The organism is Eubacterium sp. AM05-23 (assembly GCF_003477535.1).
Lineage (GTDB): Bacteria > Bacillota > Clostridia > Eubacteriales > Eubacteriaceae > Eubacterium > Eubacterium maltosivorans.
The window spans coordinates 228965-243536 of sequence record NZ_QUDF01000004.1 but is presented as its reverse complement, the minus strand read 5'-3'; the positions used below and the strand labels follow the sequence as shown (position 1 = coordinate 243536).

Genomic DNA, 14572 nt, shown 5'->3' with positions numbered 1-14572 from the left:
AATAAAATTTATGTCAAATCCTCGCGGATATCAACATCTTTCCATAAAACAGGCTCCCTGACTTTTCGGCAAATAAAAAAACCGATAAGCACTCTGCTCATCGGTCCCATTTTCCGAGATTTCGTTTGTTCAAACACGCCGCTGCATAATCCCCCTGCACGCATTTCTTCTTTAAGGCAGGTCTCCTGGCTTACAGCTCGTCCGCGGCCTGCCTTCCCGGATCGCTCCAGTGGCTTTCAGGCTTTGTCCCTGTTTACAGTGATGGGTTCGCACCGGATTCGCACCGGTTTCCCTATTCTCTTATTGCTAAGCACCTCAAAGGCTATTCAATTTTTATCATTATACCTGCTTCTATTATACTTGTCAATATGCAATCGAACCGATTTATTTTCGGACGATAAGGCTCCAGTGCGCGCTGTAATACTGCGGCTCCTCTGGGTTATAGACACAGGATTCTTTCAGGCTGTCCTCAAGGCACCAGGCTTTAAAGAAATGTTTGATGTCTTCCAGGTCCACATAGAGGTGGGGCACGCCCGTCTCCGTATCGCTCTTTTCCGAGAGCAGGGTGTTGGCGTCAACGCGCCGGCGGCTGTCTGCCTGCCGGTAGCCGTAGGTGCTTTTGGAGATGAGCGTGAGGAACAGCTCGCCCCCAGGCTTTAACACCCGGCGGATTTCCGCCAGGGCGGCCTGAAAGCCCGGAATATCCGTATGGTAGATGACATTGTAGGCCATGGCGCAGTCAAAGGTGTTGTCCTCAAAAGGCAGGTCCAGCATATCGGCCACGCAGGCCGTGAGGGGGATCCCCTCCTCCCCGGCCCATTTTCTGGTGTGCTCGACGCCGTACGCAGACAGGTCGGCGGCGGTGACCTCAAAGCCCTTTTTCGCCATATAAACCGCGTGCCGCCCCAGGCCACAGCCCAGGTCCAGAAAGCGCAGGAAGCCCTTCGCCTGCCACCGCTCCGCGAGATAGGGACTCTCCACACAGGGGATGAGCCAGTAATCCGACTGGTTTTTCTCCCAGTTCCATGCCTTTGATTTCATTTTTTCCTCCTTGCATATATCGGCTTAATCTATAAAATGCGAACACATCTATTTCGCCATACCGACTTTTTATATCAGGCCGTTCTATTTTCTCCCGTGGCTTGTTTCCGGGGAGACGCCTTTTTCCTGAATTGTTCGCTGTCACTTATTATGCTGAATTTATTTATGCAGTTGCTATTATTCTTTGATTCTGTTATACTTACTCTTATAAATGGTACTTTGAATCCGATCATATTTTAATTAAACGGTATCACGTCTGATCCGCTGCTTAAGGATATCCTGAATTTTCAGTGACCATAATATTTTATCATCGGGGGTGAGACCTATAATGAAAAGGAATAAAATTCGGATTACATTTCTTGTCTCAGCAACATTTATTGTTATGCTGTCCGCAGTCTTAGTATATATCAATCAGCTTTCCCGCGCAACAGAATCCTCTGTCATTGCTTTTATGGACGAATTATCTGAACATGACCGGCAGAATATCCAAAATGAACTGGAAAACTCATGGGATGAATTATCCGCTGTTTATTACAGAACAGAGAACAATAAATACACGACGATACAGGATGTGTGCCGCCGCCTGAATCTCGAACATCTGACCAATAATTTTGATGACATCTATCTGGTGGACTCCGAGGGGCGAACCTATTCCAGCGCGAATATTGTTCAGAACAGCAGCGATAAAAGCTATGTGCGGCCCCTGCTCTCCGGCGATGAAAAATTTGTGATGCGCTACGATGACACCGACTATCTGGAGACCCTCAAAGAAAGCCTTGTTTACGGCATCCAGTGTAACCCATTTCAGTTAAACGATGTAAAATTTATCGGGATTGTCGGTTTCTCAAAAATCAACGCTATTGCCGACCGCCTGAAAATCGACAGCTTCGACGGCCGTGGGGTTACCAGTATTATCGACAAGAGGGGCAACTATGTTGTAAACTATGACGCCAGCGCCGGCATTGGAAAAATTGACAACTATTTCGAGGAGCTCCAGAAAAACACGGGCATGTCCGAAACAGAGATCACGGAAATTGTCACCCAGCTTAATCAAAGCGAATCCTCTTTAAAGCATTTTAAATATAAGGATCACACCAAACAGGTGGCCTCGTTTATCCCCATGCCCGGAACAGACTGGAGCATCGTGCTGACAGTCGACGAGGAAGCCTTCAACGAGCAGACACAGCAGTTTGTTTCGATGACCAGCGCTATGCTCGCGGTTGTCGTGGCCGTTTTGTGCGCAATGATGTTTATCATCATCCGGGTCTTATTAATCTCCGCCACTGCCAAGGCCGAAGCTAAATCCCGCGGGGACTTCCTGTCAAATATGAGCCACGAGATACGGACGCCGCTCAACGGCATCATCGGCCTGAACCAGTTAATGCAGCAGAACACCCAAAACCCGAAGGCGCTTTCAGAGTATCTCCATAAATCCGACGCAACCGCAAAATACCTGCTCTCCCTTGTCAACGATGTTCTGGATATGTCAAAACTGCAGGCCGGAAAGATGGCGCTTGACGCAAAGCCTTTTTCCCTTCAACAGCTGGTCTCCACAGTCGCAACCATTATGCGCAGCCGTATGGAGGACAAAAAGATCTGCTTTCAGATCGAAACAGATATCAGATATCCTGAAATCATCGGGGACGAGACGCGGATTGAGCAAATCCTGATGAACATTCTTGGCAACGCAGTCAAGTTTACACCGGAAGGTGGCCAGGTAACCCTGCGGGCGCTTCAGACAAACGTTGAGTCCGGCCAGGTCACAACAATTTTTTCCGTCGAGGATACCGGATGCGGCATAAGCGAAGCTTTCCAGAAAAAAATATTCAACGCGTTCAGCCAGGAGCGCAATACCGTCTCCCAGGGGACTGAGGGCACGGGGCTTGGCATGTCCATCAGTTCCCTGCTGGCAAAGCAGATGGGCGGCACATTGTCTGTCAAAAGCGAGGTCGGTAAGGGCAGTTGTTTCACCTTTATCATAAAAGCCGGCACCGCAGACAGCGTTTCCGATACGGCGCCCGCCGCAGAAGCTGTCCCGACAGAAGTGCCGGAGCGCGGGCCGCTCAATATTCTGGTGGCTGAGGATAATGATCTGAACGCCGAAATTTTGTTGGAAATGCTGAAGGCTTCCGGCTTTACTGTCACCCACGCGGCCGATGGCGGCCAGGTGGTCGAACGGTTTGAAGCCTCTGCCCCCTACGAATTCGACGTTATTCTGATGGACGTGCAGATGCCCGTGCGAAACGGCTACGAGGCGACAAAAATAATCCGCGGGCTCAACCGTCCCGACGCAAAATCCATAATCATCTACGCCTGTACCGCCAATTCCTTTAAGGAAGACCAGGACAAAGCATTTGAAAGCGGAATGAACGACTTTATCGCAAAGCCCATCGACGTCAAAAAGCTCATACAGATGCTGGGCGTTACAAAATAAGGAGAAAAATCAAAAATGAAAAAATGGAAACAAATTTTAGCAGGCGGCTTAATCCTGAGCCTCCTGCTGGGGGTTCTGTCTGGCTGTACTGCTAAAGAGCCCGAAAAAGAGCAGACGGTCCTGACGATTAAGGTTCCACCGCTTACCGTGGCGAACGCCAACACCGACCTTACGGACATGTACGACGTGCTCATACAGGCCGGCAAAGAATTCGCGGCCCAATACAAAGGCGCTGATGTTACCGTAAATGTCGTAAAATTCGACTACGTCGATGAGGATAAATACATTACAGACTGCTTTGACACCGAAAACGCCGCAGACATTTTATTTGAAGGCTATTTTAACATGGCGGGCTATATTCATACGGGCCGGGTAGTCCCTTTGGACGACCTGATCACAGATGACATGAAAAGCGACATTGACAGGGCAAGCTGGGAGATGAGCCAGATAAACGGAAAAACCTACATGCTGCCCTATTACAGCCTGCAAAACACCATGTGCTTTAACAAAAACCTGTTCCGCCAGTGTGGCTTGGACCAATACATTGGCGAGGACCACCAAATCCAGAGCTGGACCCCTGAGGAATGGGAGACCATCCTGTCCACACTGGCGGCTAAGCTGCCAGAGATGTCTTATCCCATGATGATGTACGCCAAAAACGACCAGGGCGACACACATATCATGACCCTGCTGCGCAGCAAGGGCAGCTCATTTTTTGATGAAAAAGGCCGCTTCCATCTCAACACTGAGGAGGGCGTCGCTGCGCTCCAGTGGATCGCGGATTCCTATAGCAAAGGATACTTTCCCGCAAGCTGTGAAAACCTGGAGATCAACGACTGTGTGAATCTTTTCCTGAACAATCAGCTGGCCATTCACATGATGAACAGCGCCACAACAGACAGCCTCGATATGAGCGCAACTGGCCTTGTCAATTTCCCCAGTATGGACGGAAAGGGTTATAACACATCGTTTGTCACCGGCTTTCAGGTTTTTGACAATGGCGATGAAGCAAAGCTGAAAGCCGCCAAGGACTTCGTAAGCTATTTTTATGCCAATGAGGAACTGATGGACTACGCCCAGATCGGACTGCCCGCGAGCAGGGCCACAACAGAACGGACAGCCGACCACATTTTTATGCAGGAGGCTTATACTGCCAATACTGCTAACACGGTGGATTTCACTGCCAACAACCCGAACTGGCGTGGTGTGCGCGATGTATTCTACACCCATATCCACAGTCTGCTTACCGGAACAAAGACCCCGAAAGAAACAGCCGAAGCCATCGACGCAGACTGTAACGCGGCGATTGACAAAGGCTGGGCAGACAGCAGGCTGCATGACTAAAACACACTGAGGCCGCCAGGCCCGAACCGCCAACAGCAGGCCCTTTCCACTAAGAGAAGGCCTGCTGTTTTTTATAAGCGCAGGGCCAATCCTATCCTCGTCTTTTACCCATACCCGCAGCGCACCACATACCAGCCGCCGTTCGGCCGTTGGGCAACCCAAAAGCCCCAGTACAGCATACTGCGCGGCGGGGCGCTGCCATCTGTCAGAAAGCCCGTACGGATCACAGCTTTAAAAAACACGGCGCTTTTCCCATCTTCCAAAACGCCGCAGTCCTCGTAGGTCAGCTCGAGAAGCTCCCAGCCAAACCGCCGCTTAACATCCCATTTGACAGCGCGCGCCGCGGCTTCTATCTGCTCCTGTGTATAGGGTGAAGGCTTGTCAGCCACCACCTTTGTTTCGCTGGCGTGTCCCCGCAGGCCAAAAATCACACTGGCTATCAGACAGAGGGCGGCAATGCCGCAGGCGGTGCGAAAAACGGCTTTTGATTTCACAAACGCTTCTCCTTTTTTGCCTGATCACATGGGCTTTAAATTTTTCTCCAGCCGGCCGGTCATCCACGCCAGGCGTTTGGCGCGTCCGGCCTCTGTTTTGGCGTCGAGATAGGCTCTTGTATAGGTCTTTTTCACAGAAGGCGGCATGTTTTGAAAATTGGCGTGGGCCAATTCGTTTTCCCGCAGCAGTCCGGCGACTGCCTCAATCTGCTCCTCTGTGATGGCAGAGGGGCTCACTGCGCTGTCCCACTGGCCGTTCTTCTTGGCCTCCTCGATCTTTTCCCTGCCGATGTCTGTCATCAGCCCACGTTTTTCAAGGCTTTCTGCCAGGGCCTTGTTTTTTGCGGACCATTTGCTGTTTTTTCTGCGCGCGGAAAAGTATTTGATGTAGGACTGGTCGTCAACCCGCTTCATCTGGCCGTCGATCCATCCAAAGCACAGGGCTTCCTCCAGCGCCTCACTGGCTTTTACAGTCACGAACGCTTTTGTTTTTCCAAATACCAGCCAGACGCCGTCACTGGACTGGCAGTTATCCGCCAGCCAGCCTCTGAACGCGTCGCGGGTCTTAAAATATAACGGCTCACGCATCGTTGTTCCTCCACAATATTGAACGCTCTTTTTTCACAGTGTCTGAAAGCAAATATGGCCGCCCGGCGCACTGTCCCCGGCGGTATATGATGATTATAGCATGCTTTCTGCCTCTGGTCATTTCTTTTTATGCTGGATAAAGCTTTTGTCTGCCGTTTTATTGGCAAAAAAAGATCGGCGCAAATCTGCGCCGATCTCAAATATTGGCAAAAAATGTCAGCAGGATATAAAGCGTTAAAAAGAGGATTGTTTAGTTGAAAGTGGATAGTTGAAAGTGGATAGTTCAGGTACAAATGTGCTTTGCACATTTGATGAGACGCGGCCACAGGCCGCCTTTTAATCGTTTTTGCGTCAGCGAAAACGTTCCATAACCTTCCACTTTCAACCTTCAATTTTCAACTCAAACGGCTTCAAGCTTTAGCTTTGCATCTCATAAACGACTTTGTCGACACGCAAAAGACCAGCGCGAATCTGCACTGGTCTCAGTCGTTCTTTATTTTTCAATGATAAAGTGGCCGTCCTTAAAGTCGACGGTGACCACCTGGTCTTCATCCAGGTTGCCCCGGATAATTTCCTTGCCGATCATGGTTTCAATGTTTTTCTGCAGGAAACGCTTGAGCGGGCGGGCGCCGTAGCTGGGGTCGTAACCCTGGTCGATGACGGCTTCCTTGGCGTCCTCGCTGAGTTTGACCACAATGCGCTTGTCGTCCAGGCGTTTCTGGAGCTCGGCCATCATCAGGTCAACGATTCTGCCGATGGAGTGCTTGGTGAGTGGCTTGTACAGCACGATCTCATCAATACGGTTGAGGAATTCGGGCCGGAAGTAATTCTTCAGGGAATTCATGACCGCTTCCTCGGTTTCGATGAGAATGTTGCCCTCGGCGTCGATGCCCTCGAGCAGATATTCGGAGCCGATGTTGCTGGTCATAATGATGATGGTGTTTTTAAAGTCGATGGTCCGCCCCTGGGAGTCGGTCACACGGCCGTCGTCCAGAATCTGGAGCAGCACGTTGAACACGTCCTTATGGGCTTTTTCGATTTCGTCCAGGAGAATGACCGAATAGGGTTTACGCCGTACGGCTTCTGTCAGCTGGCCGCCTTCTTCATAGCCAACATATCCCGGAGGTGCGCCGATGAGGCGGCTCACGGAGAATTTTTCCATGTACTCGCTCATGTCGATCCGGATCATGTTGTCTTCGGAATCGAACAGGTTGGCAGCAACGGCTTTGGCCAGCTCGGTTTTACCGACCCCGGTCGGTCCTAAGAACAGGAAAGAGCCAATGGGGCTGTTGGGGTTTTTGATGCCCGCGCGGGAGCGGATAATGGCGTCGACTACCTTTTCGATGGGTTCTTCCTGGCCGACCACGCGTTTTCTGAGGGTATCTTCCAGGTTCAGGAGTTTTTCCCGTTCGCCTGCCATCAGGCGGCTCAGAGGAATACCGGTCCAGTTGGAAATCACCTCGGCGATTTCGTCCTCGGTCACGCTCTCACGGATCAGGGATTCGCCTTCGCCTCTGGCTTCGGCAGCTTCCTCCATTTCCTTCATCTTCTTCTGTAATTCCGGCAGCTTGCCGTAGGTCAGCTCTGCGGCCTTGTCATAGTCAGACTCGCGCTGGGCCAGCTCGATCTGGTGGTTGACCCGGTCGATTTCTTCCTTGATCTTCTGAACCGATTCCACCGCGTTCTTTTCGTTATCCCACTGGATCTTCATTTCATTGAAGCGGTCGCGGTATTCGGCCAGCTCCTTCTGAATCCGTTCCAGACGCTCCTTGCTGAGCTTGTCTTCTTCCTTTTTGAGGGCGGTTTCCTCGATTTCCAGCTGGATCATCTTACGGTTGACCTCATCCATCTCTTCGGGCATGGAGTCAATTTCGGTACGGATCATGGCGCAGGCCTCGTCCACAAGGTCGATGGCCTTATCGGGGAGGAAACGGTCGGTAATGTACCGGTTGGAAAGCACTGCCGCGGAGACCAGGGCGTTATCCTGAATCTTGACACCGTGGAAGATTTCATAGCGTTCCTTTAAGCCTCTGAGGATGGTAATGGTGTCCTCAACGGTGGGCTCATCGACCAGCACAGACTGGAAACGCCGTTCCAGCGCCGGGTCTTTTTCAATATACTGGCGGTATTCGTCCAGTGTGGTGGCGCCGATACAGTGGAGCTCGCCGCGGGCCAGCATGGGCTTGAGCATGTTGCCGGCATCCATGGAACCCTCGGTTTTCCCGGCTCCTACAATGGTGTGGAGCTCATCGATAAACAGGATGATGCGTCCGTCGCTGTCCTTCACTTCCTTTAAGACGGCTTTGAGCCGCTCTTCAAACTCGCCGCGGTATTTGGCGCCGGCTACCAGCGCGCCCATATCTAAAGAGATGATGCGCTTGTCCTTTAAGCCCTCGGGCACGTCGCCCTGCACAATCCGGGCAGCCAGACCTTCGACAATGGCGGTTTTACCAACGCCCGGTTCCCCGATGAGCACTGGATTGTTCTTGGTCTTTCTGGACAAAATACGGATGGTATGCCGGATTTCAGAATCACGGCCAATGACCGGGTCCAGCTTGTTGTCGATGCAGTCCTGCACCAGGTCGTGCCCATACTGGGTCAGGGCCTCATAGGTACCCTCGGGGTTGTCACTGGTGACCCGCTGGCCGCCGCGCACATCCTTTAAGACCTTTAAGACCTCGTCCTTTGTGACGCCGTGGCGAGTGAGCAGTTCCAGCGCCGCGTTCTGCCGGCTCAGGCTGTAAAAGCCCAGCAGCAAATGTTCGACGGAGATGTACTGATCCTCCATCTTCTTGGCTTCCTTATAAGCCTCATTCATGACCTTGTCGGTGTCGCGGCTGATATAAACCTTTCCGGGTTCGCGTCCCGGGCCGGTCACGCTGGGCATATTGTCAATATCGCCCTTTAATTCTTCAACAATCGGATAGGTGTTTTTACCCAGCCGTTCAAATAATCTTCCGACCACGCCGTTTTCCTGAGTCAGCAGCGCCAGGAGCAGATGCTCCGGCTGAATCTCCATGTGGTCATGGTCTATGGCAATCTGTTCGGCGTTTTTAACCGCTTCGATTGATTTCTGTGTTAACATGTTCATGTCCATTAAATATCACCTACTTCTCTTAAATTTTGTATGTCAAGCCGTCTGGCGGCGTTTTTTATTTCTCCGGTTCTTTAAAAAACCGTTCATACAGCGCTTCGAGCTCCTGATCCAGATTTTCATCGCCGCTGCTCTCAAAATAGAGGTTCATGGCGGAATCGATCATGCGCAGGTACTCGGTCAGAAAATTGGTGACGCTGCCGACACCGTTCTGCACCGCACCGTTTTCCTTAAACTCACGGATGAATTTGTGGTTGGTCAGGTATTCGCTGTCCTTTTCATCCGCCTCGTTGTTTTTGCGCTCAATGTTACAGATTTTCTGGAAAAACTGGTCAAAATGCTCGTTCAAATCCTCGGACTTGGTACGGGAGCTTACCTTAAGCACCGCGTATTTCTGCCCGTTATCATTAACAAACTCATAGCTGTACCGCACCTTTGGCCGGTACTTGTATTTCAGACTTTTGCCAAACTGGATGCTGGAGTTTTTGTTGATCTGGCTCACCGACAGGGTATCGCTGAGGTTTTGGTCCAGCTGCTCCAGTATTTTCTGCACCTGCTGTTCAGGCGTCTCGAGACCGATCTTCTCAGCTAATATATCGTTGATGAGCTGAGAGCGGTTGGTATTATTTTCATATGCCAGTTGATCGATCTTTTCAACGATCTCATCAAAAAGCATCAGGCTATATACACTTTTTTTCATAGTTTTCACCTCGTCTATGCATTAATCATACACCCTAACCAATATTTTGTCAAATGATTTATGTAAATCATATAACGTTTTATTGTAATTCTTAATCCACTTTAAGAATTAAAAGACTTCATTAATAAATATTACCCAAAAAATCGAAAAACGGACGAAAATTTGTGGATTCCTTGGAAAAGCTTAGGAACCTTCAGAAGAATGGGAAGAAGATCTTAAAACGCGAAAGGAGAAATAAGCATGAAGTGTTTTACCTGCGGCGGAACCATGGAACCCGCACAGACAACTTTTTTTTCACAGTTAAAAAACTGCATTCTCATTGTTAAAAACGTGCCCTGCTCAAAATGCCGCCAGTGCGGCGAGGAATACTTTGATGGCGACACCATTGACCGACTTGAGGATTTAATGCAAACCGCGGAAAATCTGGCAAGCGAACTCTTGATTATCGAATACAACACTACCGCAGCAGCCTAAAAAAAGATCGGCGCAAAATTGTGCCGATCTTTTTTAGTTTCATCCTCATGCTTTATTTTTAAGCACCCTGCACAGTGTGGCGCGCAGGATTTTCATATCCACAGGCTTGGCCACGTGGGCGTTCATGCCAGCGTCCAGGGCAGCCTGAATATCCTCGGCGAAGGCGTTGGCGGTCATGGCGACAATGGGGATGGCGCGCGCGTCGGGCCTAGGCAGGCTTCGAATCGCCCTTGTGGCCTCGAAGCCGTTCATCACAGGCATCTGGATATCCATGAGCACCGCGTCGTAGGTGCCTGGCACAGCGCGCTTAAAAGCCTCCACAGTCTCGGCGCCGTTAACCCGGATCTCGGAGACGGCGCCCAGCATTTTCAGCAGCTCACTGAGGATTTCGGAGTTGATGGGATTATCCTCTGCGATGAGGAAGCAGCGCCCTGCGAGCAGCTTTTCATCGGAAAAACCCAGGCATTCCTCCTCAGGCTGCGGGGAAATCTCAGACGCGCTCTGGGCGGCTATAGATTCCAGCTCTACCCGGAAAATGGTGCCTGCGCGCTCCTGGCTTTCGGCGGTGATCTCGCCCTCCATCAAATCTACCAGGCCCTTGGTGATGCTGAGGCCAAGGCCGGTTCCCTCGATCCGCGTCACGTTTCGGCCTCTGGTAAAGGGCTCAAATACATGAATGAGGAATTCCTCGGACATGCCCACGCCAGTGTCGCTGACGCTGAACCGGTAGCGGACAGCGGAAGACGCTTTAACCGGTGGTATTTCCTCCACCAGCAGCTCGATCCTGCCGCCCTCGGGCGTGAACTTGATGGCGTTGCTCAGGAGGTTGATCAAAATCTGGTTGATGCGCAGCGGGTCGCCGTAAAAATAGGGGTGGCGGAGATTCTTCGAACGGGCGCTGTAGGCGAGGCCACTGTTCGCGGCCTGGGGCGCGATCATGGCGTCCACCTGGCGGAGCAGGTCGGAAACCGCGATGGCGGAGTGGTTCAGGGTAATCTGCGACCGCTCGATCTTACTCATGTCCAGAATATCGTTGATAAGGCTGAGCAGATGCCTTGAGGCCACGGCGATTTTATCCAGGCAGTCCCTGACCCGGTCGCGGTCGTCCAGATGGGCCGAGGCCAGGGTGGTCATGCCCATAACGGCGTTCATGGGCGTGCGGATATCATGGCTCATGGATGAGAGAAAATCGCTCTTGGCCTGGTTGGCCTTTTCCGCCAGTGACAGCGCCTTTTCCAGCGCTGCCTTTGTGGCGCGCTCGGAGGCCAGCATGTCGGTGACGTCTGCCCGCACCAGGCACACGGTTTTCTGGTTCTGGTCGCCCCACAGCACGTTAATCTGCTTGTACCGCATTTCCCCCTCGCCCAGGCGGTATGGCAGCACGAAATCATAGCCCTCTGGCTTTTTCTCCAGACGGCCGCGCAGGGTGTCCAGGCTAAACTGCTTCCGGGCATTGTCCTGCCCCTCGTCCGAGGCATAAAACTCTGCGAGCCGGCCCGCGGATTTCGTGTAATCCTCGATCACATAGGGCGGCAGGCTCTCAAGCACAATCTGGCGGGTGTACATGGTGGTGCGCCCGGTGTCAATGTCGATAAAGCCGATCATCTCAAAGGTATAGGCGATCACGTTCAGCAGTCCCTGCTGCTCTCTGATGGAATCGGTAATGTCGGTTCTGGCCAGGCAGACACGCCCCAGCCGCATATCCAGCGCGGAGACAGTCATGTTCTTAAAGAGCAGCTCGCCCTTCTCACCCATGACGGAATAGGAAAAAGAGTAGTCTCCCTTTTTCATGAGCTGCTCCGGCAGGGTGCGGACATCTAACAGCTGCTCGACCTGGGCTCTGTCCTTGGGCACCACCCTGGAATCCGCCAGCTCGCTGATCCATTCCGAATAAATGCCCTCCTGCTCGGGTATGTCGCTGTAGGCGTCGTCCTTTGAGATAACCCGGTAGCGGTCCTGAAGAACATCCACCTCGGCCACCAGGTCGTAGCTGGCCACTGCCAGCTTGCCCATCATGCGCTCCGAGATGGTCTGTTTTGTGATGTCGGTCACTGTCAGGATGCCGGTCACGTCGCCGGTATCCGGTGTCTCCACCAGGTTTACCTTAAATTTGACATAGCGCCCGTGGGCTTCTGTGGGCAGCTTGATATAGCTTTTCATGACCACTTCGGTTTTACCAGCCTCAAAGGCGGCCAGCGAGGGCGCGTTGAGGTAGTTATCCAAAAAGGCCTGCTGCTCGTCCGGGTCCACCACCAGCCTGGAGACCCCGGTAAAAAAGGATTCCCGGACATTTCCAAAGGTCTCCAGGAGATCGGAGCCGGTGTGGTCCATGATTTCGATGATCTGATTTTTGGTCACATTGCAGTGGCCGATGATCAGGGCGTCTGGATCGGGCCTGCGGTAGTGCTGCATGATGAGATCGTTGTACTTTCTGCGCAGCTGCTCCTGCTCCTCACGCTCTTTTGTAATATCGTGATAGCCCGCGTAGATGCGCTTTTCACCGCTGCTGCCCCTTATGAGCGACAGGGTGTTTTTGATCCATACATAGGAGTCGTCACCCCTTCTCAGGCGGTAGACCATCTCACAGTAGTTCTCATCGTTTCGGATGTACTCGGCCATGCGCTCACCCACCTTTTTTCGGTCCTCGGGGTGCACGCCGGCCATGACGTCTTCTTTGCAGATCTGCCAGACTCTGTCCAGCGGCATGCCGGACAGCTCGGCAAAACCGTCGGAAATGTACTCGGGCTTCATGCGGCCATCCTCCAGGCAGCGGATAACCGCCACGCCGCCGGGCAGGTTTTTGACCACTGTCTGGAAATATTCCTCCATCCGCTCCTTTTCCTTCTGGGCGCGGACCTCCTCGGTCACATCCTGCACATATTTAATATAGGAGGAGATGCCATTCCAGTTGGTTTCCTTAAAACGCGTGCTGTAGAAGCGCCCCGCCTCGCCCGTGTCCATGCTGTGGCTTTTGCCGTCGGGCGCGTGGGTCTTCAGGGTGCAGAAGGCGCAGGGCGCATCCTTTCCGAACAGCGCCTTATAGCATTTCTGGTCCGCGCAGCTCCGTTCCTCCCTAAAAAGGGCGCCGGACTCGTTCACATAGAGCAGGTCATAGTTTGACTTGTCGATGACATAGACTCCGTCGGCAATCTCGTTGGCAATGCCCTGGAAAAGGCGGGTTTCGTCCGATATGCCGGTGAACACTGCGTAAAACTGGGCATCCTGAGACAAAGGCCCCATGCACTGGCCGTTGAGATGAATCCAGACCAGGCTTCCGTCCTTGTGGCGCATGCGGTAGGAGACGTCCAGGACGCCGCCGCTTTTAACCGCGGCGCAGGCAGCCGCGTGCACCCGCTCCCGGTCAGCCTCGTAGATAATATCAAAGACATCGGTCCGCACCATCGCCTGGTATTCCTCCCGGGTATGGCCTGAGAGGGCCATGATGCCGTCGGAAAAAAAGGTCGGGATAAAGCGGTCTCCCTCCACGCGGTAGCTGGCCACGCCGCCGGGAATGGCGTTAACAATGTGCTCAAGCTTCTCGTTGGCAGCGGTCAGCTCCTTTTCCAGGCGCACCGACTCGCTGATGTCGCTGTAAACCCCATATAAAAGCTTGGCGCCGTCCTCCTTTTCCTTGACTGAGCCATCCAGCCGAATCCATCGGTACTCCCCCTTGCGGTCGTTAAAAACACGGTAGGTGTGTTGCGTGGTGCCGTTATACAAAATGGCTTTCTGGATTTTCTGCCGCAGTTCTTCCGCATCTTCAGGATGCACCCCCAGGAATTCGGTGGACTGCTCCACTTCCTTTATATGCGCCTCGGAATAGCCCATGATTTCATAAAAGGCCGGATTGTGGAACACAGGCAAAATCTGGACGCCGTCAAACTGGTAAACGCACAGGCCGCAGGGAATACTGGTAAAGGTTTCCTCCAGCTCAGCCCTGAGCGATCTTGACCGCGCCTCCTCCCGCTCTCTGTCGGTAATATCCACGATGTACTCAATCTGCGCGGGGCGGTCCGCCCAGTCAATGATCTTCCCGCTGAGCTCATAGACCCGTCCGGTCTGCGGGTGGCTGAACTTTCTGACTAAAAGCGTCTCCCGGCTCATTTTCTCCGCGCTGCAGAAGGGACACGGGCGGTCCTGGCCCGCGGCCTGATAGCAGGTCAGCCCCGGCTTTAACAGCTGCTTTGAAAAACGCGCCTTTGCCAGACGGTTCGCGTAAAGCAGCTCCCAGTTGTCCAGTGCGCTGACATAAATCGCGACCGGTGCATTATCCAGCACCGACGCGGTCTGATCCGCCCCCAGCACGGACAAATATTCTTCCATCATCATAATTCCCTCCTGCCCGGGCTTTGGTAAGGCGCCGGGGACTCCCTTCACGAGTCTGCTGTAATTGATTAATTTTA

At 52.5% G+C, this 14572-nt stretch carries 9 protein-coding genes and 1 riboswitch; of the genes, 3 read left to right on the top strand and 6 right to left on the bottom strand.

Translation table 11 applies throughout. From position 1 onward, the window contains the following. Positions 1-157: 157 nt before the first annotated feature. A riboswitch (cobalamin riboswitch) is annotated at positions 158-333 on the bottom strand. Positions 334-384: 51 nt separating this feature from the next. Beyond that, complete coding sequence (locus tag DW091_RS07060; protein WP_118517777.1) at positions 385-1041, bottom strand: class I SAM-dependent methyltransferase; 657 nt, start codon at positions 1039-1041, stop codon at positions 385-387. A 328-nt stretch (positions 1042-1369) separates the two neighbouring features. Between DW091_RS07060 and DW091_RS07055 the strand changes: the two genes are divergently transcribed. Both DW091_RS07055 and DW091_RS07050 read left to right on the top strand, forming a co-directional pair. Continuing rightward, complete coding sequence (locus DW091_RS07055) at positions 1370-3475, top strand: hybrid sensor histidine kinase/response regulator (protein ID WP_118517776.1); 2106 nt, start codon at positions 1370-1372, stop codon at positions 3473-3475. Between the two features lie 15 nt (positions 3476-3490). Further along, positions 3491-4819: an extracellular solute-binding protein gene (locus tag DW091_RS07050; RefSeq protein WP_118517775.1), complete on the top strand. Its 1329-nt coding sequence runs from the start codon at positions 3491-3493 to the stop codon at positions 4817-4819. A gap of 104 nt (positions 4820-4923) precedes the next feature. On the opposite strand, the gene DW091_RS07045 is transcribed toward DW091_RS07050, so the two are convergent. The 4 genes from DW091_RS07045 to DW091_RS07030 all read right to left on the bottom strand — a co-directional run bounded on the left by DW091_RS07045 (position 4924) and on the right by DW091_RS07030 (position 9695). Next, on the bottom strand, positions 4924-5313 hold the full coding sequence (locus DW091_RS07045) for a hypothetical protein (RefSeq protein ID WP_118517774.1): 390 nt from the start codon (positions 5311-5313) through the stop codon (positions 4924-4926). A gap of 24 nt (positions 5314-5337) precedes the next feature. Continuing rightward, positions 5338-5901, bottom strand: coding sequence for a YdeI/OmpD-associated family protein (locus DW091_RS07040; RefSeq protein WP_058695057.1), 564 nt, complete (start codon positions 5899-5901; stop codon positions 5338-5340). Positions 5902-6394: 493 nt separating this feature from the next. After that, the gene (gene clpB / locus DW091_RS07035; RefSeq protein ID WP_118517773.1) at positions 6395-8998 is read right to left on the bottom strand and encodes an ATP-dependent chaperone ClpB; all 2604 of its coding nucleotides are present in this window, start codon (positions 8996-8998) and stop codon (positions 6395-6397) included. 55 nt (positions 8999-9053) lie between these two features. Then, positions 9054-9695, bottom strand: a complete 642-nt coding sequence (locus tag DW091_RS07030) for a hypothetical protein (RefSeq protein WP_074616171.1) — start codon at positions 9693-9695, stop codon at positions 9054-9056. A 240-nt stretch (positions 9696-9935) separates the two neighbouring features. Here DW091_RS07030 and DW091_RS07025 point away from each other — a divergent pair, with 240 nt between their 5' ends. Next, positions 9936-10169, top strand: coding sequence for a type II toxin-antitoxin system MqsA family antitoxin (locus DW091_RS07025; protein WP_058695061.1), 234 nt, complete (start codon positions 9936-9938; stop codon positions 10167-10169). 45 nt (positions 10170-10214) lie between these two features. On the opposite strand, the gene DW091_RS07020 is transcribed toward DW091_RS07025, so the two are convergent. Beyond that, complete coding sequence (locus DW091_RS07020) at positions 10215-14498, bottom strand: PAS domain-containing protein (RefSeq protein ID WP_118517772.1); 4284 nt, start codon at positions 14496-14498, stop codon at positions 10215-10217. Between the last annotated feature and the right edge of the window lie 74 nt (positions 14499-14572).

Bases quoted from the DNA above. Each gene is read 5' to 3' on its own strand.
- DW091_RS07040 (WP_058695057.1), bottom strand. From the start codon at position 5,901: ATGCGTGAGCCGTTATATTTTAAGACCCGCGACGCGTTCAGAGGCTGG.
- DW091_RS07055 (WP_118517776.1), top strand. From the start codon at position 1,370: ATGAAAAGGAATAAAATTCGGATTACATTTCTTGTCTCAGCAACATTT.
- DW091_RS07030 (WP_074616171.1), bottom strand. From the start codon at position 9,695: ATGAAAAAAAGTGTATATAGCCTGATGCTTTTTGATGAGATCGTTGAA.
- DW091_RS07025 (WP_058695061.1), top strand. From the start codon at position 9,936: ATGAAGTGTTTTACCTGCGGCGGAACCATGGAACCCGCACAGACAACT.
- DW091_RS07050 (WP_118517775.1), top strand. From the start codon at position 3,491: ATGAAAAAATGGAAACAAATTTTAGCAGGCGGCTTAATCCTGAGCCTC.
- DW091_RS07020 (WP_118517772.1), bottom strand. From the start codon at position 14,498: ATGATGATGGAAGAATATTTGTCCGTGCTGGGGGCGGATCAGACCGCG.
- clpB (WP_118517773.1), bottom strand. From the start codon at position 8,998: ATGGACATGAACATGTTAACACAGAAATCAATCGAAGCGGTTAAAAAC.
- DW091_RS07060 (WP_118517777.1), bottom strand. From the start codon at position 1,041: ATGAAATCAAAGGCATGGAACTGGGAGAAAAACCAGTCGGATTACTGG.